Source organism: Nocardioides xinjiangensis (assembly GCF_017916455.1).
GTDB lineage: Bacteria > Actinomycetota > Actinomycetes > Propionibacteriales > Nocardioidaceae > Nocardioides > Nocardioides xinjiangensis.
Map to the genome: position 1 here is coordinate 104,647 of NZ_JAFMSY010000004.1, position 18,296 is coordinate 122,942.

The following is an 18,296-nucleotide window of genomic DNA, read 5'->3' on the forward strand; positions in this document are numbered from 1 at the left end:
CGGCGTACGCGTCAGACTGCAGGGGTCGTGCGCACCGTCTTGTCGTGGTGGTCGGGCAGCGTCTCGAGCTCGGTGAGGAAGTCGCGCGCCCACTTCGCGACGTCGTTCTGCACGACCGTCTTGCGCATCGCCCGCATCCGGCGCCCGGTCTCCTTCGCGCCGGCGGCGTACGCCTCGAGGAGGGTCGCCTTCATGCCGTCGATGTCGTAGGGGTTCACCAGCCACGCCTGGCGCAGCTCCTGCGCCGCGCCGGCGAACTCCGAGAGCACCAGGGCCCCGTGGTTGTCGAAGCGGCAGGCGACGTACTCCTTGGCGACGAGGTTCATGCCGTCGCGGAACGGCGTGACCACCATGATGTCGGCCGCCCGGTAGAACGCCGCCATCTCCTCGCGCGGGAAGGAGCTGTGCAGGTAGTGGATGGCCGGACGCCCGATCAGGCCGTGGTCGCCGTTGATGCGTCCGACGAGCCGCTCGATGTCGTCGCGCAGGATCCGGTACTGCTCCACGCGCTCGCGCGAGGGCGTCGCGACCTGCACGAAGACGACGTCCTCGACGTCGAGGTGGCCGTCGCGGACCAGCTCGCCGAAGGCGCGCAGGCGGGAGTAGATGCCCTTGGTGTAGTCGAGCCGGTCCACGCCTAGGAAGATCACCTTGGGGTCGCCGAGGGCCTCCCGGATCTCGGCGGCACGCGCGGTCACCGCCTCGGACCGCGCGAGCTCCTCGAAGCCTGCCGTGTCGATGGAGATCGGGAACGCGGTGGCCTTCACCGGCCGGCCGTCGGGGAGGTAGATCGTGTCGCGGTGGGTCTTGTGGCCGACCCGGCTGCGCACGAGGCGCACGAAGTTCGCCGCGGCACCCGGCAGCTGGAAGCCGATCAGGTCGGCGCCGAGCAGCCCCTCCAGGATCTGGCGCCGCCACGGCAGCTGGGAGAACAGCTCGGCCGGCGGGAACGGGATGTGCAGGTAGAAGCCGATGCGGAGGTCGGGACGCTGCGCCCGCAGCATCTGCGGCACGAGCTGCAGCTGGTAGTCCTGCACCCAGACCGTCGCGCCCTCGGCCGCCACCTCGGCTGCCCGGTCGGCGAAGCGCCGGTTGACCGCGACGTAGGCGTCCCACCACTCCCGGTGGAACTCCGGCTTGGCGACGACGTCGTGGTAGAGCGGCCAGAGCGTGCCGTTGGAGAAGCCCTCGTAGAACTCCTCGACCTCCTGCGCGGTCAACGCCACCGGGATCAGGGAGAGCCCGTTCTCGACGAACGGCTCGAACTCGTCGTCGTCGGCCGAGCCCGGCCAGCCGATCCAGGCCCCGTCGTTCGCGCGCAGGACCGGCTCGAGCGCGGTGACCAGGCCGCCGGGGGACGGGCGCCAGGAGACCGAGCCGTCCGGCTGGTGCACGCGGTCCACGGGCAGCCGGTTGGCCACGATGACGAGGTCTGCCTGCGGTGGTCGGGTCACGTCCGCCACCCTAACGATCCTGTCCGAGCCGCGAGTCACCCCGCGGTGCGTCGCGTCCGTGCCGCCCGAGGGCCCCGCTCGGTGTGTCCAGACGACTCGCCGGAGACGAATGACATCGTTGTCGTTCGTCGCCTAGACTGGCGGCGGTCCCCCCGGTCACGGGTGGACCTGGGGTCGAGAAGGAGACGCAATGGACGCCGCGAAGCACGTCGCCGCCGAGCAGGAGCCCGCTGCAGGGCTCAGCCAGCGCGATCGCGAGATCCTCGAGTTCGAGCGGCACTGGTGGAAGTACGCCGGCGCCAAGGAACAGGCGGTCCGCGAGAAGTTCGACATGTCCTCGACCCGCTACTACCAGGTGCTCAACGCCCTCATCGACCGCCCCGAGGCGCTCGAGGCCGACCCCCTGCTCGTCCGTCGCCTCCGCCGGCTCCGCGCCTCCCGCCAGAGGCAGCGCTCCGCCCGCCGCCTCGGCTTCGAGATCTGACCCGAGCGAGACCCGCCCACTCACGATTGGTCACCTTCCCCATGACCTCCTTCCCCAGTCCTGACCCTCGCCCGCGCCGCCGTCCCCGTGACGAGCAGGGCGTGGCCTTCCCGTCCCCGCTCGTCATGCTGTCGGTGCTCGCCGTCGCGATGGCGTCGATCACGTTCGTGGCCACCCGCGAGCAGGCCCCGACCGAGCGTCGCGTCGACACCGCGACGATCGCCAGCGCCGACCAGACGCCCAGCGGGGAGGCCGAGCCGTCGCCGGCGACGACGACGCCCCCGAAGCCGAAGCCGAAGCCGCAGGTCGAGCGGGGCGAGGTCTACGTCGAGGTCTACAACAACTCGGGCATCCAGGGCCTCGCCGCCGCCACCGCGGCCAAGGCCACCGGTGTCGGCTGGGCCGTGGTGGGCGACGACAACTGGACGGGCCTGATCCCGACGAGCACGGTCTACTTCCCGCCCCGGCTCGAGGCCGCCGGCAAGCAGCTCGCCCTCGACCTCGGCATCAAGCGCACCGCGCCGGCCGTCGGGGTGATGAAGCGCGACCGGCTCACCGTCATCCTCACCGCCGACGCCCCGCGGTAGCCGAGGGCCCGAGGCGGTTCGGCGTCCCCCCGCGCGGCGTGGTTGGCTGAGCCCCATGGAGTTCACCTCCGACGACGCGCGGGCTCACTACGACGCCCTGCGCGAGGTCCTCGCCGGTGCGGTCGTCGGGCTCGACTTCGACGGCACGCTGTCCCCGGTCGTCGACGACCCCGAGGCCGCGCGCCTGCACCCCGGTGCCCCGGGCGCGCTCCTCGAGCTCGCGGAGGCGGTCCGCGCCGTCGCGGTGATCACGGGCCGACCGGCACGCCAGGCGATCGCCATGGGAGACCTCGACGCGCTCGGCAACGCGATGCTCGATCGCGGCGCCGAGCTCTTCGTCTTCGGCCAGTACGGCAACGAGCGCTGGTCGGCGACCGAGCAGCGGATCCGCTCGCCCCGGCCGCCCGCGGGGCTGGCCAGCTTCGAGCGCGAGCTGCCGTCGGTGCTGCGCGGTGCTGGCGCCGCTGAGGCCCACGTCGAGGAGAAAGGCCTCGCGGTCGCGGTGCACACCCGGCGCATGGACGACCCCGCCGGGGCCTTCGACCGGCTGGTCGAGCCGCTCACCGCCCTCGCCGAGCGCCACCACCTCACGATCGAGCCGGGGCGCAACGTGATCGAGGTGCGCTCCGGCGACATGCACAAGGGCGCGGCCCTGCGGACCTTCGTCGCCGAGCAGGAGGCCTCCGGCGTGGTCTTCGGCGGTGACGACCTCGGTGACATCGCGGCCTTCGAGGCGGTCCGGGAGCTGCGTGCCGACGGCCTGCCCGGACTCGTCGTCTGCTCCGCCTCGCACGAGCAGCCCGACCTGGTGCGGCTCGCCGACGTCGTCGTCGACGGTCCGGCCGGGATGGTCGAGCTGCTCGGCCGGCTTCCCGCGCCCCTCGCCGGCCGCTGACCGCCGCGGGCCGCGCAGCCGTCCCCCCAGGCGTCCCTCGGGTCGCCCACGCAGCGGACGCGGCCCGATCACATCGTGGACTCGGTGTGCGCATCGTGAGACGCCCCGCCTAGGCTGGGCGTGCTCATCACGAGGGACTGAGGGAACGGCCCGTCGAAGTCCCGGCAACCACCCGTGAGCCTCCTGTCCGGACACCTCCGGCAGTCACGGGAGCAGGTGCCAAATCCGACCCACGCGAGAGTCGCGGGGACAGATGAGAAGGAGGACTTCATGAGCACCCTGCTGGACGACACCACGACCGCCACGGCGTCGAAGGGGCTGCGCGAGGGCGCCTTCGGGCACGCCCGCGCACTCGCCTGTCGGGAGTGCGGGCACGAGGTCGCCCTCGGCCCGTCGTACGCCTGTCCGGAGTGCTTCGGGCCGCTGGAGGTGGCCTACGACTTCCCGTCGGTGACCCGCGAGGAGATCGCGGCGGGTCCCGCGAACATCTGGCGCTACAAGGCGCTGCTCCCCGTCCCGACCGACATCGAGCAGAGCCCCAACACCGAGCCGGGCTTCACCCGCCTGCTCGAGGCGCGCAACCTCGGCCGCGAGCTCGGCATCGACCGGCTCTGGGTCAAGGACGACTCGACCAACCCGACCAACTCGTTCAAGGACCGCGTGGTCGCGTGCGCCCTCAGCGCCGCCCGGGAGCTCGGCGCGAAGGTCTTCGCGTGCCCCTCGACCGGCAACCTGGCCAACGCGGTCGCCGCCGCCGGCGCCCGCGCCGGGATGCGGACCGTCGTCTTCATCCCGAGCAACCTCGAGAAGCCCAAGCAGGTCAACTCGGCCGTGTACACCGACCGCCTCGTCGCGGTCGAGGGCAACTACGACGACGTCAACAAGCTCGCCTCGGAGATCGCCGGCGAGGAGGAGGGGTGGGCGTTCGTCAACGTCAACGTCCGGCCCTTCTACGCCGAGGGCTCGAAGACCCTCGGCTACGAGATCGCCGAGCAGCTCGGCTGGCGGTTGCCCGACCAGATCGTCATCCCCGTGGCGTCCGGCTCGCAGCTCACCAAGGTCGACAAGGCCTTCCAGGAGCTGATCCGGCTGGGCCTGGTCGAGGACAAGCCCTACCGGGTCTTCGGCGCCCAGGCGACCGGCTGCTCGCCGGTCTCCGTGGCCTACAAGGCCGGCACCGACGCGATCCGGCCCGTCAAGCCCGACACCATCGCCAAGAGCCTGGCGATCGGCAACCCCGCCGACGGCATCTACGTCCTCGACATCTGCCGCCGCTCCGGTGGTGCCGTCGAGGACATCACCGACGACGAGGTGCGCGAGGGGATCCTGCTCCTGGCCCGCACCGAGGGCATCTTCACCGAGACCGCCGGGGGCACCACCGTGGGCGTGCTGAAGAAGCTCGTCGAGACCGGCCAGCTCGACACGTCCCTCGAGACCGTCGTGATCAACACCGGCATGGGCCTGAAGACCCTGGACGCGGTCGCCGACCGGGTCGGTCCCGCCGCCACCATCGCCCCTAGCTACGACGCCTTCGTCGCGTCCGGCGTCCTGTGAAGGAGGAACCCAGCATGAGCGTGTCCGTCCGGATCCCCACCATCCTGCGCACCTACACCGGCGGCCAGTCCGAGGTCAGCGCCGAGGGCGACACCCTCGCCGCCGTGCTCGACGACCTCGACGCCAGCTACGCCGGCATCAAGGGGCGGATCCTCGACGAGGCGGGCCAGCTGCGCCGGTTCGTCAACGTCTACGTCGGCAACGACGACGTGCGGTTCCTCGAGGACCTCGCGACCCCGACGCCCGACGGCGTGCAGGTCTCGGTCATCCCGGCAGTCGCCGGCGGCTGACCCCCCGGCGGCCGGGGGAGCGCGTACGTCGACCACGGCGGCGTTGCCGCGACCGGCGCCGAGCTGGCCGACGCGCGGGGGCGCGTCGTGTGCACCCGTGCCCAGGTGTGACGCCCCGTTGGGTCGGCGGACACCGCGGGTTGCGCGCACGTTCAACGACGTGTGGTTCACAGGCGGGGTGGGAAGCAAGCACCTGACCAGGGCCGGCCTCGCGCTGGCCGTCCTCGGCGGCCTCGCGGGCGGGACGACGTACGGTGCCCGCGAGCTGCTGCACCGTCAGGCTGCGCAGGCGCGACGGGCCATCGGCAAGCCCCTCGGCGAGGTCGCCCCCTCCGCGGACAAGCACTACAAGAAGAAGTACGGGGCGCCGGTGGACCTGCTCGTCCTCGGCGACTCGATCGCCGCGGGGCTGGGCGCCGAGCGGGCCAAGCAGACGCTGGGCAGTCGCCTGGCCCGCGGCATCGCCGAGCACGCGGGTCGCTCGGTGCGGCTGCGCACGGCGGCGGTGGTCGGCTCGGAGAGCAGCATGCTCGCCGCCCAGCTCGCCTCGCTGCCCGGGACGTACCGCCCGGACGTGGCCGTCATCGTCGTCGGCGGCAACGACGTCACCCACCGGGTGCCGGTCGCGGAGTCCGTGCGCCACCTCGCGGACGCCGTCGACCGGTTGCGCGCCCTCGGGGCCGAGGTCGTCGTGGGCACCTGCCCCGACCTGGGCGCGCTGCGGCCGGTGCCGCAGCCCCTGCGCGCGCTCGGGTCGCGGGCCTCGCGCCAGCTCGCGGACGCACAGCGCGGCGTCGCCCTCGAGCACGGCGCGCGGGTCGTCTCCCTCGCGCACGTCGTCGGTCCGTTCTTCATCACGAATCCCGAGGAGATGTTCAGCCTCGACCGGTTCCACCCGAGCGCCCACGGCTACAAGCGCACCGCCAAGGCGATGCTGCCGTCGGTGCTCGCAGCGCTCGGCGTGGTCGAGGCGGTGCCGTTCGGGCACCACGCACCGGGGGTGGGTGGGTCAGGCTAGGGTTCGCGGGTGCGCACCACCGCTCGACGAGCCGGCCAGGCCCTGAAGAAGGCAGCCCAGAGGGCCGGCCGCATCCAGGCATCGCCCGTGCCCGAGGCGCCCGAGCCGGTCGTCGACGCGAAGGCGGAGCGCCGCCGCCGGCTGCTGGCCAGCAACCTCACCGAGCTCGCGATCGAGTTCGGCACCGACAAGTGGGGCGTCCACAGGTACACGCCGCACTACGAGCGGCACCTGCAGCACCTCCGCACGGAGTCGTTCACGCTGCTCGAGCTCGGCATCGGCGGCTACCAGAAGCGCCGCAGGAGCGGCGCCTCGATGAAGATGTGGCGCTGGTTCTTCCCCAAGGCCCGCATCGTCGGCCTCGACATCGAGGACAAGTCGTGGCTCACACGGGGGCGCATCCACGCCTACCTCGGTGACCAGACCGACCCCGAGATCCTCCAGCGGATCATCGACGAGCAGGGGGCGCCGATGGTCGTCATCGACGACGGCAGCCACATCCCGGCGCACGTCCGCGAGTCCTTCCGGATCCTGTTCCCGCTGCTGCCCGACGGCGCGATCTACTGCATCGAGGACACCCAGACCTCCTACTGGCCGGCGTGGGGTGGTCAGCTCGACCCCCGCGCGCCCGGCACGTCGATGGACCTCGTCAAGGACCTCATCGACGGCCTCAACCACGAGGAGTTCCTCATCGAGGGCTACGAGCCCACCTACACCGACCAGTGGGTGCGGTCGGTGCACTGCTACCACAACCTCGTGATCATCGAGAAGGGTGACAACCGCGAGGGCACCAACCGCGACCACTCCGCTCACGAGTTCCACGGGTCCTCCGCGGTCCCCGCCCAGCAGACGTCCGAGCAGCCCTCCGAGCAGCCCGGGGCATGAGCGTCCTGCTCGCCACCAGCGGCGACCTGCCGCAGGGGGAGCCGGGCGCGGCGGCCCTCGACGCGGAGCTGCGCGCCCGCGGCATCGAGCACGCCTGGGCGCGCTGGGACGACCCGGCCGTCGACTGGGCTGCGGCCGACCTGGTCGCCGTGCGGTCGACCTGGGACTACGTGGCGCGCCACACCGAGTTCCTCGGCTGGACCGCCTCCCTCGACCAGTCCCGCCTGCTCAACGGCCACGACGTGTTCGCGTGGAACCACGACAAGCGCTACCTCACCGAGCTCGGCGACCTGCCCGCCGTCCCGACGCTGCTCGCCGACGACCGCGCCGCGCTCGCCGACGCCGTACGCCGCTTCGGCAGCGCGGTCGTCAAGCCGCGCGTGGGCGCCGGCGGTGCGGGGCTCCTCGTCGTCAGCGACGCCGACGACCCGCGCCTCGGCGTCCCGGCTCGCAGCCATCCCGGTCACCCGGAGGTCGGCGGCCCGTGGGTGGTCCAGCCCCTTGTGGAGTCCGTCCGGACCCGGGGCGAGACCTCCGTCCACGTGCTCGGCGGTGAGGTGACCCAGCGCTTCGACAAGCTGCCGGGAGCGGGCGACGTCCGCGTCAACGAGGAGTTCGGCGGCACCGTGCGCGCAGTGCCGACCGGCGACGTCGCCGACCTCGTCCTGCGCGCCCACGGCGCCATGGCCGAGCGGTTCGGCCGGCCGATCGACTACCTCCGGGTCGACCTCCTGCACTGGGAGGGCGACTGGGTCGTCAGCGAGCTCGAGCTCATCGAGCCCGGCCTCTACCTCAACGTCTCCACGGCCAACGCCGCCCCGTTCGCCGACCTGGTGGCCGCGCGGAGCTCCTACCGGTCCTCGCGGCCGCGGCCCCCGGCCTGACGTTTGCACTCTCGGGGGTCGAGTGCTAAACATGAGGTTGGCACTCTCGACGAGAGAGTGACAGCGACCCAGGTGACGCTGAGGTCCGCGAAGCCGGTGTGAATGGATCGCCGGGGGAGCGGATCGTCCGTCGCGGGCAGCCCGCCCGGCGTCGTACCCACAGAACTCACGTCGACAAGGAATCGCGCAAGTCATGCCGAAGCTGATTGCTTTCAACGAGGAGGCCCGCCGCGGCCTCGAGCGGGGTATGAACACCCTCGCCGACGCGGTCAAGGTCACCCTGGGCCCCAAGGGCCGCAACGTCGTGCTGGAGAAGAAGTGGGGCGCCCCCACGATCACCAACGACGGTGTCTCGATCGCCAAGGAGATCGAGCTGGAGGACCCCTACGAGAAGATCGGCGCCGAGCTGGTCAAGGAGGTCGCCAAGAAGACCGACGACGTCGCCGGTGACGGCACGACGACGGCGACCGTCCTGGCCCAGGCCATGGTCCGCGAGGGCCTGCGCAACGTCGCGGCCGGCGCGAACCCGATGGGTCTCAAGCGAGGCATCGAGGCCGCCGTCGCCGCCGTGTCCGAGCAGCTGCTCAGCATGGCGAAGGACGTCGAGACCAAGGAGCAGATCGCCTCCACCGCGTCGATCTCCGCGGCCGACACCACCGTCGGCGAGATCATCGCCGAGGCCATGGACAAGGTCGGCAAGGAAGGCGTCATCACCGTCGAGGAGTCCAACACCTTCGGGCTGGACCTCGAGCTGACCGAGGGCATGCGGTTCGACAAGGGCTACATCTCCGCCTACTTCGCCACCGACCTCGAGCGCATGGAGGCCGTGCTGGAGGACCCCTACGTCCTCATCGCGAACTCCAAGGTGTCGACGGTCAAGGACCTGCTGCCGCTGCTCGAGAAGGTCATGCAGTCCGGCAAGCCGCTGCTGATCATCGCCGAGGACGTCGACGGCGAGGCGCTGTCGACCCTGGTCGTCAACAAGATCAAGGGCACCTTCCGCTCCGTCGCCGTCAAGGCGCCGGGCTTCGGTGACCGCCGCAAGGCCATGCTGCAGGACATCGCCATCCTCACCGGCGGCCAGGTCATCTCCGAGGAGGTCGGCCTCAAGCTCGAGTCCGCCGGCCTCGAGCTGCTCGGCCAGGCCCGCAAGGTCGTCATCACCAAGGACGAGACCACCATCGTCGAGGGTGCCGGCGACCAGGCCCAGATCGAGGGCCGGGTCAACCAGATCCGCGCCGAGATCGAGAAGTCGGACTCCGACTACGACCGCGAGAAGCTGCAGGAGCGCCTCGCCAAGCTCGCCGGCGGCGTCGCCGTGATCAAGGTCGGCGCGGCCACCGAGGTCGAGCTGAAGGAGCGCAAGCACCGCATCGAGGACGCCGTCCGCAACGCCAAGGCCGCAGTCGAGGAGGGCATCGTCGCCGGCGGCGGCGTGGCGCTCGTCCAGGCCGGTGCCGAGGCGTTCTCCAAGCTGGAGCTGACCGGCGACGAGGCCACCGGTGCCAACATCGTCAAGGTCGCCATCGAGGCCCCGCTCAAGCAGATCGCGGTCAACGCCGGTCTCGAGGGCGGCGTCATCTCCGAAAAGGTCCGCAACCTGGAGGCCGGTCACGGTCTCAACGCGGCCACCGGCGACTACGTCGACATGATCGCCGAGGGCATCATCGACCCGGCGAAGGTGACCCGCTCGGCGCTGCAGAACGCCGCGTCGATCGCCGCGCTGTTCCTCACCACCGAGGCCGTCGTGGCCGACAAGCCCGAGAAGGCGCCGGCCGTGCCCGGCGGCGACATGGGCGGCATGGGCGGCATGGACTTCTGAGTCCGGCTCCCCCGAGCACCACGCACCACCAGCAGGGCCCCCGCTCCGGCGGGGGCCCTGCTGCGTTCCCGCGACCCCGGGGACACCGCTGGTAGGAATGAACCATGCGCCTGCCCGTGCCCGGCCCCCGCGACGTGATCTCCGCCCTCGGTCGCGGAGGTGATCAGGTCGAGATGCTGCTCGGGGCCGTGCCGCGCGTGCTGGCCCTCATCGACCAGGCCGAGGTGCTGCTCGCCCGGGCCTCCGTCACGCTCGACCGTGTGGAGGCGGTGGCCGACGATGCGCAGAAGCAGATCGACCGCGTGGGTGCGGTGGCCGACGATGCGCAGAAGCAGATCGACCGCGTGGGTGCGGTGGCCGACGATGCGCGGATGCAGATCGATCGCGTGGGTGCGGTGGCCGACGACGCGCAGAAGCAGATCGACCGCGTGGGTGCGGTGGCCGACGACGCGCGGATGCAGATCGATCGCGTGGGTGCGGTGGCCGACGACGCGCAGAAGCAGATCGACCGCGTGGGTGCGGTGGCCGACGACGCGCAGAAGCAGATCGACCGCGTCGGGACCGTGGCCGACGACGCGGACGCGCTGGTCGGCCGCGCCGTGGGTCTCCTCGACGCCCTCGAGCCCCCGTTGACGACGCTGCTGCCGGTCCTCCGGACGCTCGCGGACACCACCCACCCCGACGAGGTGGCCGCGCTGGTCCGGCTCGTCGACCATCTGCCCGGGCTGACCGTCCAGGTCGAGCGCGACGTGCTCCCGGTGCTGACGACCCTCGGAACGGTCGCGCCGGACCTGCACGAGCTGCTCGACGTCAGCCGCGAGCTGAACGAGCTCCTCGGCAAGATCCCCGGCGTCGGGAGGCTCAGGCGCAAGCTCGAGGACGAGGACGACGCCTGAGGCGGAACGCCCCCGCGACGGCCGGCGTCGAAGGGGTGTGGCACGGTGACCGCACCGGCCCCGCTTCCGCAGGAGGAACCGTGAACACCAGCCGATCCCGTACCGTCGCCCGCCTCGCCGCGTCCCTCGTCGCCGTGCTGGGCCTGGCCGCCTGCGGGTCCGACGACCGGGGCGACGCCGCCCCGGCCGGGTCGAGCGCGGCCGGGTCGAGCCCGGCCACCAGCTCCGAGGCGGGCACCGGCACGCTCGCCCTGACCGTGGAGTCCTCGGCGGCCGGCAAGTGCGCGATGCCCTCCGCCGAGACGCTGGCCACGTTCGACACGGCCTTCGAGGGCACGGTGACCTCGCTGGACGACGGCAGCGCGACGCTGGCCGTCGACCACTGGTACGCCGGCGGGAAGGCCGAGACCGTCACCGTCGCGTCTCCGAGCAAGGCCCTCGAGGACCTGCTGATGGCCGTCGACCTCGAGGAGGGCAAGACCTACCTCGTCAGCGCCACCGGCGACAGGGTCACCCTGTGCGGGTTCACCGCGGAGAAGTCGCCCGAGCTCGAGGCGCTCTACGCCGAGGCCTTCCCGCGGTGACGTCGGTCGCCGGGCTGCTCCTCGCGGCAGGGTCCGGGGAGCGGTTCGGCGGTCCGAAGGCACTCGCCCGCGACGACGACGGCACGTCCTGGCTGCTCCGCTCGGTGCAGGCGCTGCGTCCCTGCGCCGAGGTCGTGGTGGTGCTCGGCGCCGAGGCGGAGCGGGCCGCGGCCCTGCTCCCGATGTCCGTGTCGCGGATCCGCGCCGACGACTGGGCCGAGGGCATGGGCGCCTCGCTGAGCGCCGGCCTCACCGCCCTGGCAGGCACGCGGCACGACGCCGCGCTGGTGTCGCTGGTGGACCTGCCCGACGTCGGCGGAGACGTCGTGGCGCGGCTCGTCGGGACCTCGCGCGGGTCGGCCGACCTCGCGCGGGCGGCGTACGACGGCATGCCGGGGCACCCGGTGCTGATCGGACGGGACCACTGGACGGGCGTCGTCGCGACCGCGACCGGCGACCGCGGTGCCCGCGACTACCTCGCGCAGCACGAGGTCGCGCTCGTCGAGTGCGGCGACCTCGCGTCGGGCGCGGACGTCGACACCCGCTGAGGCCAACGTGCAACCAACGTGGCGGGTCGTAGCCTGAGGCGCATGCCGCCAGGGATGGACTCCGCCGCCGACGTCGCCGCTCGGCTGGGAACGACCGGCTACCTCGCCGACGGCGAGCTCGCGACGGTCGTGTTCCTCGCCGCGCGGATGCAGCGGCCGCTGCTCCTGGAGGGGGAGCCAGGGACCGGGAAGACGGCCCTGGCCGAGGCGCTCGCGCAGGGACTGGACCTGCCGCTGGTCCGGCTGCAGTGCTACGAGGGCATCGACGCCAGCCAGGCGCTCTACGACTGGGACTTCCCGCGCCAGATCCTGCACCTGCGGGCGCTCGAGGCGGCCGGGCAGGTCGACTCCGACGAGGCCGAGAAGAGCCTGTACGACGAGCGGTTCCTGCTCGCGCGGCCGGTGCTCGCGGCACTGCGGCAGGCGCCGGCCGTGCTGCTGGTCGACGAGGTCGACCGCGCCGACGACGAGTTCGAGGCGTTCCTGCTGGAGGTGCTGTCGACCTGGCAGGTGACGATCCCCGAGTTCGGCACGGTCACCGCTCCCGAGCCGCCGCTGGTGGTGCTCACCTCCAACCGCACCCGCGAGCTGCACGACGCGCTCAAGCGCCGATGCCTCTACCACTGGATCGACCATCCCGGTCTCGACCGCGAGGTGGAGATCGTCCGGTCGCGGGCGCCCGAGGTCAGCGAGGCGCTGGCGCTGCAGGTCGTAGGGCTCGTCCAGCAGCTGCGCGCACGCGACGACCTGCTCAAGCCGCCCGGTGTCGCCGAGACCCTCGACTGGGCCCGCGCCCTGACCTACCTGGGCACCGCCGAGATCGACCTGGCGTCGGCCGCCGCGACCCTCGGCGCGCTGTTGAAGTACCGGGAGGACGCCGACCGGGTGCGCGTCGCGCTGGAGCGGATGCTCGCGCGATGACGCCCGACCGCGGTCCCGACGAGATCCTGCTCGGCTTCACCCGGGCGCTGCGGGCGGCCGGCGTGCCGGTGACCCAGGACCGGGCGCGCGCCTACCTCGTCGCGGTCGCGGCCGTCGGTGTCGACGACCGGCAGGCGGTCTACTGGGCGGGCCGCGCGACGCTGTGCGGGTCGCCCGACGACCTCGCCCGGCACGACCAGGTGTTCGCCGCGTGGTACGACCCGCGTGACGGCCTGCCGCGCGCGCACCCGCGCGAGGCGTCCCGCCCCGCCTCGGCCCACCTGCTGCCCGATGCCGAGGACGCCGCCGGCACCGACCCCGACGGGGACGAGGACGTCGTCCGCGCCGCCGCCTCGGCCGCGGACCTGCTGCGGCACCGGGACGTGGCGACGCTCGACGCCGCGGAGCGGCGACGCCTTGCCGCGATGTTCGGCCGGTTGTCGCTGCACCCGCCCGTGCGGCGCACCGCCCGCCACCGCCGCTGGCACCGGGGCGAGCTCGACGCCCCGCGCACGCTGCGCGACTCGCTGCGTCGACTCGGAGAGCCCGGCGAGCTCGCCTGGCGCAGGCGCGGCACCCGCCCGCGCCGGGTGGTGCTGCTCGTCGACGTCAGCGGCTCCATGAGCGCGTACGCCGACGCGCTCCTGCGCTTGGCCCACCGCCTGACCCAGTCGGCGCGGACCGCCGGCGGCACCGTCGAGACGTTCACCGTGGGCACCCGGCTGACCCACGTCACCCGCGCGCTGCGCTGGCCCGACGCCGAGCGGGCCATCGTCGCCGCCGGCGAGGTCGTGCCCGACTGGTCCGGCGGGACGCGACTGGGGGAGACGCTGCGGGTCTTCCTCGACCGGTGGGGTCAGCGCGGGCTGGCCCGCGGTGCCGTCGTCGTGGTGTTCAGCGACGGGTGGGAGCGCGGCGACGCCGGGCTGCTCGGCGAGCAGATGGCCCGCCTGCAGCGGATCGCGCACCGGGTGGTCTGGGTGAACCCGCACCGCGGCAAGGCCGGCTACGAGCCGCTGCAGGGCGGGGTCGTCGCCGCGCTGCCGCACTGCGACGACTTCCTCGCAGGGCACTCGCTGGCGACGTTCGCGGACCTGACCGGGGTGATCGGCCGTGCGTGACGTGCTGCCCGAGCTGATGGCGTGGTGGGAGGCCGGCGAGACCGTCGGTGTCGGCACCGTCGTCGCCACCTTCCGGTCCGCGCCCCGGCCGCCCGGCGCGTCGATGCTCGTCGGCCCAGACGACACGGCGGTCGGCTCGGTGTCGGGCGGCTGCGTGGAGGGGGCGGTCTACGACCTGGCGCAGAGCGTGGTCGCGTCCGGGGAGCCGGTGCTCGAGCGCTACGGCGTCTCCGACGACGACGCCTTCGCGGTCGGACTGACGTGCGGCGGGATCCTCGACGTGTTCGTGGAGCAGGTCTCCCGCGAGACGTTCCCCGAGCTGGCCGGCGTCGCGGCCGACGTCGGTGCCGGCAGGCCGGTCGCCCTCGCCACCGTCATCGCGCACCCGGACCCGGCCCGCGTCGGCCGCCGGATGGTGGTGCGCCCCGACGCCGCCGCGGAGGGCAGCCTGGGCTCCGGCCGCGCCGACGCGGCGGTGCACGACGACGCGCTCGGCCTGCTCGCCGCCGGCACCAACGCGACGCTGACCTACGGTCCCGAGGGCGAGCGCCGTGGCGAGGGGATGCGGGTCTTCGTGTGGGGGTTCGCGCCCAAGCCGCGGATGCTCGTGTTCGGCGCCATCGACTTCGCCGCCGCGGTGGCGAAGGTCGGCTCCTTCCTCGGCTACCACGTGACCGTGTGCGACGCGCGGCCGGTCTTCGCGACGACCTCCCGGTTCCCGGGCGCCGACGAGGTCGTCGTGGACTGGCCGCACCGCTACCTGCAGGCCGAGCTCGCGGCAGGGCGCATCGACCGCCGGACCGTCCTGGCCGTGCTGACGCACGACCCCAAGTTCGACGTACCGCTGCTCGAGGTGGCCCTGCGGCTGGACGAGGACGTGCGACCCGGCTACATCGGCGCCATGGGTTCCCGGCGCACGCACGAGGAGCGGACGGCCCGGCTCGTCGAGGCCGGCCTGACCGAGGCCGAGCTGGCCCTGCTCTCCTCGCCGATCGGGCTCGACCTCGGCGCCCGGACGCCCGAGGAGACCGCCGTCTCGATCGCCGCCGAGGTCGTGGCCCGCCGGTGGGGCGGCTCGGGCGAGCGGCTCACGACCACGCGGGGCCGCATCCACCACGACGACTGACCGGCCGGCGCCCTCCGACGACGAATTTGCCGGTGGGAGTCGTCCGCCTATGGTCGTGCGGGTGCTTTTTCTTGCTGCCCTGTCCCGGAACGTCGCCCGATCGACCGCCCTCGCCGTCGCGACCCTGCTGCTGCTCGTCGGTGTGACGCCCGGCGCCTCGGCAGCGCAGGCCCGTGAGGAGGCACGATCCCAGGCCGCGAGCGCCGGGCCCGCCCACCGCTTCGACGTGGCGACGCTCAACCTGCGCAAGGGGATGCGGGTCGCCGGCATGCGCCACGACATCAGCCAGGTGATCGGCGGCGGCGCCTCGGTCATCGGCTTCCAGGAGCGCCTGTTCAGCCGTTCCGCACTGCGCGCGTCCCTCCCGAAGTCGTGGACCCTGCTGATGCCGAAGGGCCCGACCGGCACGGACGACAACCCGATCGCCTTCGACAAGGACGTCTGGGAGCTCGAGAAGACCTGGTCGGCCCTCCTCACCGGCAGGACCTGGCGGCGCCAGACCGGCCGGATCGCCCACGACCAGTACGGCGTGGTGGCCGTGCTCAGGCACCGTGCGAGCGGTCACGTCATCCGGGCCGTGAGCTTCCACCTGCCCAACCACCTACACGACCGCCGCACGGGCGGGCCCCGCTACGCCAACCGCGGCGGGGTGGAGGCCATGTGGCGGATGGCCAGCCGAGTGCGCGCCATCGCCCAGGACACGCGCAAGGGGCACCAGTTCGTCGCGATGTGCGACTGCAACGTGACCGAGAACCGGGACACCACCGACCACCTCGTGAAGGGGCGGATCACCAGGCCGTTGCGCCTGGAGACCAACTACAGCGGCCGCAAGGGTGGATCGGGGATCGACTACGTGATGGCCGAGCGCGACTCGGCCTTCCGCATCCGCTCCTACCGGTCGTACCGCCACCTGGTGACCGACCACCCCGGCATCGTCGCCACCTTCAAGCGCAAGCGCTGACCGCGGGCGGGCGACGCCGCCCGCACGCTGGGCCGAGCGGGCTGGGGGCCCGGTGGCCAGAAGTACGGCGAACGGCTGACGTCGAGCGACAGGGACTTGACCGACCACGTCCGCTGCGTCGATGTAGTCGCAGACACGAGTCCAGACGCTGGCGTCCGCCACGGTCATGCCCCTGTCCGGGCCGACGCGCGGACTAGGGTTCGCCTGTGAGTGACTCGCCGCAGAGGTATCCGCCCGATGCCTGGTGGCTCCTCGCCGGTCCCGTGACCGGAGTCGTGGGCGGAGCCGTGGTGGGTGCGGTGCTGGGCTGGCTGGCGACCCCCGCCGAAGGCGTGGGGCCCTTGGTCGGCGACCCCGTCGGATCGACGATGCTCGGCGCTCTGCTGGGCGTCACGCTGGGAGTGTTCTCCGGTGTCGTCGTGGGTGCCGTGCTCATGTTCCTGGTCGGACGGGGACGACACGCGTCGACTGCTCGACCGCTTGCCGCCGTCGTCGCTGCGGCGTGCTGCCCGGCCGTGCTGGTTCTCACGTCGGTCATCGGACGGGTCGAGCTCAGCCACCTCCACGTGGCTTCATCGGCCATCGTGGCGGCCGCCGGGGCGGTCGCGTTCGCCTGGGTTGCTGGCACGCGCCAGGCCGCGCTCGACAACCCCGCGTGACCGAGGGCGCGCACGAGGCTCCCGCAAAGGGGCTCGCGCACCGGTATGAGGGGACGCACGACTCGTAGGTGACGACGAGCACCGCAGGTGTCGTCACTCGACGCGTCCTCGTCGGGGCTTCTCGCAGCGACCGGGATGCACGACGACGAGCGATCCCTGTTGTGGACGTCACACTCCGGCTAGGTTGGCCGCGACCCACCGGGAGCCGCCATGACCAGCGATGACCTGCACGCTCGCCGCGTGAGCGCCGTGCGCGCGTGGACGCGCTTCGTCGGGGACGGCGCCGACGAGACCGAGGCCGTGCGCCCGGAGATCCTGCGCAGCTGGCAGCTCTCGGGGGTCGTGTCACCGGACGTCACCCGTGCCCCGCTCGCCGACGAGGGCGACACGGCCGACTTCTGGAGGGCCTCGCCGCTGCAGACGGCCGTCGAGCGGGTGCAGGACGAGCTGCGCCGCACCGCCGAGGACGGCGACCTCGTGATCGCCGTGACCGACGACCAGACCCGCATCCTGTGGACCTACGGCGGGCGGGTGATGCGTCGCAAGGCGGAGTCGGTGAACTTCGTGCCCGGCGGCCGGTGGGACGAGCAGAGCGTGGGCACCAACGCGCTCGCGCTCGCTGGTCGCACCGGTGAAGCCGCGACGGTCTTCAGCGCCGAGCACTACGCCGAGGTCGTGCACAACTGGGTCTGCTGGGCGGCGCCGGTCTTCGACCCGGCCACCGGTCGCTCGCTGGGCGTCATCGACCTCTCGACGACCTGGGACCGCACCCACCCGATCGGCCTCGCGACCGCGCGGGTGATGGCGCGGCTCATCGAGGGTGCGCTGCCCACCGACCGGCGTGCGACGCTCGCCGGCGACCCCGGCCCCCACGAGCCGGGGCTGACGTTGACCCTGCTCGGCACCGCGGAGGTGTGGCTCGACGGCCAGCGGCTGCTGCTCAACCGCAGGCAGACCGAGATCCTGGCGCTGCTGGCGCTGCACCCGTCGGGCCTGTCGGTGGAGCACCTGCACGCGCTGCTCTACGGCGACGCCGCGGTGACCACGTCGACGCTCAAGGCCGAGGTCTCGCACCTGCGGTCCGCGCTCTCGGGCCAGCTCTCCTCGCGGCCCTACCGCCTCACCATGCCGGTGACCACCGACGTCGAGGAGGTGCAGCGGCTGCTGCGCCGGGGCGACGTACGGGCGGCGGTGCGCGCCTACGGGGGCGACCTCCTGCCCGGGACGAACTCGCCCGCGCTGGTGCAGATGGGCGACTACCTGGCCGTGAGCGTGCGCGAGGCGCTCCTGGCCGATCCCGACGCGGACGGCGTGCTGCGCTACAGCGAGCTGGCGCCCTACGACACCGCGGTCGTCGAGGCCTGCCTGGCCGCCCTGCCGGTGCACCACCCGGTCGCCCCGCTGCTCAAGGGACGGCTGGCGAGCGCCCGGTGATCCGCCTCCGATTTGGGGGATAAGCGTGTGGGGGCGGCGCCCCGCCTGCGTCGACCGGCCGATCCTGCGGAGGACCGCCGCGCCAGGGAGGGCGTGGCCACGACAAGGGAGAACGCATGGCTGCAACACGACGCGCGACGGCTGTGGGGGCCGTCGTCCTGCTCACGGGGAGC

The 18,296-nt window shown here is 72.8% G+C and carries 19 protein-coding genes and 1 riboswitch; of the genes, 18 read left to right on the top strand and 1 reads right to left on the bottom strand.

All coding sequences use genetic code 11. The annotated features are described in order from the left end of the window. Positions 1-11: 11 nt before the first annotated feature. Positions 12-1,454, bottom strand: coding sequence for an alpha,alpha-trehalose-phosphate synthase (UDP-forming) (locus tag J3P38_RS15515; RefSeq protein ID WP_210439862.1), 1,443 nt, complete (start codon positions 1,452-1,454; stop codon positions 12-14). A 190-nt stretch (positions 1,455-1,644) separates the two neighbouring features. Between J3P38_RS15515 and J3P38_RS15520 the strand changes: the two genes are divergently transcribed. From J3P38_RS15520 to J3P38_RS15605, 18 genes are all read left to right on the top strand, one after another. Then, positions 1,645-1,938 (top strand): DUF3263 domain-containing protein, encoded by a 294-nt coding sequence (locus tag J3P38_RS15520; protein WP_210439863.1) that lies wholly within the window; start codon positions 1,645-1,647, stop codon positions 1,936-1,938. 101 nt (positions 1,939-2,039) lie between these two features. Next, complete coding sequence (locus tag J3P38_RS15525; RefSeq protein WP_307807949.1) at positions 2,040-2,525, top strand: LytR C-terminal domain-containing protein; 486 nt, start codon at positions 2,040-2,042, stop codon at positions 2,523-2,525. 55 nt (positions 2,526-2,580) lie between these two features. After that, positions 2,581-3,420 carry a trehalose-phosphatase gene (otsB, locus tag J3P38_RS15530; RefSeq protein ID WP_210439865.1) on the top strand — a complete coding sequence of 280 codons (840 nt, stop codon included), beginning with the start codon at positions 2,581-2,583 and terminating at the stop codon, positions 3,418-3,420. A gap of 121 nt (positions 3,421-3,541) precedes the next feature. After that, positions 3,542-3,680, top strand: a riboswitch (SAM riboswitch). 10 nt (positions 3,681-3,690) lie between these two features. Next, positions 3,691-4,974 (top strand): threonine synthase, encoded by a 1,284-nt coding sequence (gene thrC, locus J3P38_RS15535; protein ID WP_210439866.1) that lies wholly within the window; start codon positions 3,691-3,693, stop codon positions 4,972-4,974. Between the two features lie 14 nt (positions 4,975-4,988). Beyond that, positions 4,989-5,264, top strand: coding sequence for a MoaD/ThiS family protein (locus J3P38_RS15540; protein ID WP_210439867.1), 276 nt, complete (start codon positions 4,989-4,991; stop codon positions 5,262-5,264). A 178-nt stretch (positions 5,265-5,442) separates the two neighbouring features. Continuing rightward, entirely contained in the window at positions 5,443-6,282 is an 840-nt protein-coding gene (locus tag J3P38_RS15545) for an SGNH/GDSL hydrolase family protein (protein WP_210439868.1), read from the top strand. A gap of 9 nt (positions 6,283-6,291) precedes the next feature. Next, positions 6,292-7,167, top strand: a complete 876-nt coding sequence (locus J3P38_RS15550; protein ID WP_210439869.1) for a hypothetical protein — start codon at positions 6,292-6,294, stop codon at positions 7,165-7,167. Further along, positions 7,164-8,051: an ATP-grasp domain-containing protein gene (locus J3P38_RS15555; RefSeq protein ID WP_210439870.1), complete on the top strand. Its 888-nt coding sequence runs from the start codon at positions 7,164-7,166 to the stop codon at positions 8,049-8,051. Before J3P38_RS15550 ends, J3P38_RS15555 begins: the two co-directional genes overlap by 4 nt. Positions 8,052-8,244: 193 nt before the next feature. Further along, complete coding sequence (gene groL / locus J3P38_RS15560) at positions 8,245-9,873, top strand: chaperonin GroEL (protein WP_210439871.1); 1,629 nt, start codon at positions 8,245-8,247, stop codon at positions 9,871-9,873. Positions 9,874-9,977: 104 nt separating this feature from the next. Beyond that, on the top strand, positions 9,978-10,769 hold the full coding sequence (locus J3P38_RS15565) for a methyl-accepting chemotaxis domain-containing protein (protein ID WP_210504295.1): 792 nt from the start codon (positions 9,978-9,980) through the stop codon (positions 10,767-10,769). 80 nt (positions 10,770-10,849) lie between these two features. Continuing rightward, positions 10,850-11,353, top strand: coding sequence for a hypothetical protein (locus J3P38_RS15570; protein ID WP_210439873.1), 504 nt, complete (start codon positions 10,850-10,852; stop codon positions 11,351-11,353). Continuing rightward, entirely contained in the window at positions 11,350-11,901 is a 552-nt protein-coding gene (locus J3P38_RS15575; protein ID WP_210439874.1) for a nucleotidyltransferase family protein, read from the top strand. Before J3P38_RS15570 ends, J3P38_RS15575 begins: the two co-directional genes overlap by 4 nt. A 42-nt stretch (positions 11,902-11,943) precedes the next feature. Next, entirely contained in the window at positions 11,944-12,822 is an 879-nt protein-coding gene (locus J3P38_RS15580; RefSeq protein ID WP_246856354.1) for an AAA family ATPase, read from the top strand. Beyond that, a complete protein-coding gene (locus J3P38_RS15585; RefSeq protein ID WP_210504296.1) occupies positions 12,819-13,943 on the top strand; it encodes a vWA domain-containing protein in 1,125 nt (374 codons plus the stop codon). The genes J3P38_RS15580 and J3P38_RS15585 overlap by 4 nt, the downstream gene beginning before the upstream one ends. Then, the gene (locus J3P38_RS15590) at positions 13,936-15,069 is read left to right on the top strand and encodes an XdhC family protein (protein WP_210504297.1); all 1,134 of its coding nucleotides are present in this window, start codon (positions 13,936-13,938) and stop codon (positions 15,067-15,069) included. The genes J3P38_RS15585 and J3P38_RS15590 overlap by 8 nt, the downstream gene beginning before the upstream one ends. A 61-nt stretch (positions 15,070-15,130) precedes the next feature. Next, a complete protein-coding gene (locus tag J3P38_RS15595) occupies positions 15,131-16,030 on the top strand; it encodes an exonuclease/endonuclease/phosphatase family protein (RefSeq protein WP_210504298.1) in 900 nt (299 codons plus the stop codon). Between the two features lie 206 nt (positions 16,031-16,236). Beyond that, complete coding sequence (locus J3P38_RS15600; protein WP_210504299.1) at positions 16,237-16,689, top strand: hypothetical protein; 453 nt, start codon at positions 16,237-16,239, stop codon at positions 16,687-16,689. A 240-nt stretch (positions 16,690-16,929) separates the two neighbouring features. Beyond that, positions 16,930-18,123 (top strand): transcriptional regulator, encoded by a 1,194-nt coding sequence (locus J3P38_RS15605; RefSeq protein ID WP_307807950.1) that lies wholly within the window; start codon positions 16,930-16,932, stop codon positions 18,121-18,123. The last annotated feature ends 173 nt before the right edge of the window (positions 18,124-18,296 follow it).

Coding starts and splice junctions, on each gene's coding strand:
- thrC (WP_210439866.1), top strand. CDS start 3,691: ATGAGCACCCTGCTGGACGACACCACGACCGCCACGGCGTCGAAGGGG.
- J3P38_RS15540 (WP_210439867.1), top strand. CDS start 4,989: ATGAGCGTGTCCGTCCGGATCCCCACCATCCTGCGCACCTACACCGGC.
- groL (WP_210439871.1), top strand. CDS start 8,245: ATGCCGAAGCTGATTGCTTTCAACGAGGAGGCCCGCCGCGGCCTCGAG.
- J3P38_RS15585 (WP_210504296.1), top strand. CDS start 12,819: ATGACGCCCGACCGCGGTCCCGACGAGATCCTGCTCGGCTTCACCCGG.
- J3P38_RS15555 (WP_210439870.1), top strand. CDS start 7,164: ATGAGCGTCCTGCTCGCCACCAGCGGCGACCTGCCGCAGGGGGAGCCG.
- J3P38_RS15580 (WP_246856354.1), top strand. CDS start 11,944: ATGCCGCCAGGGATGGACTCCGCCGCCGACGTCGCCGCTCGGCTGGGA.
- otsB (WP_210439865.1), top strand. CDS start 2,581: ATGGAGTTCACCTCCGACGACGCGCGGGCTCACTACGACGCCCTGCGC.
- J3P38_RS15565 (WP_210504295.1), top strand. CDS start 9,978: ATGCGCCTGCCCGTGCCCGGCCCCCGCGACGTGATCTCCGCCCTCGGT.
- J3P38_RS15520 (WP_210439863.1), top strand. CDS start 1,645: ATGGACGCCGCGAAGCACGTCGCCGCCGAGCAGGAGCCCGCTGCAGGG.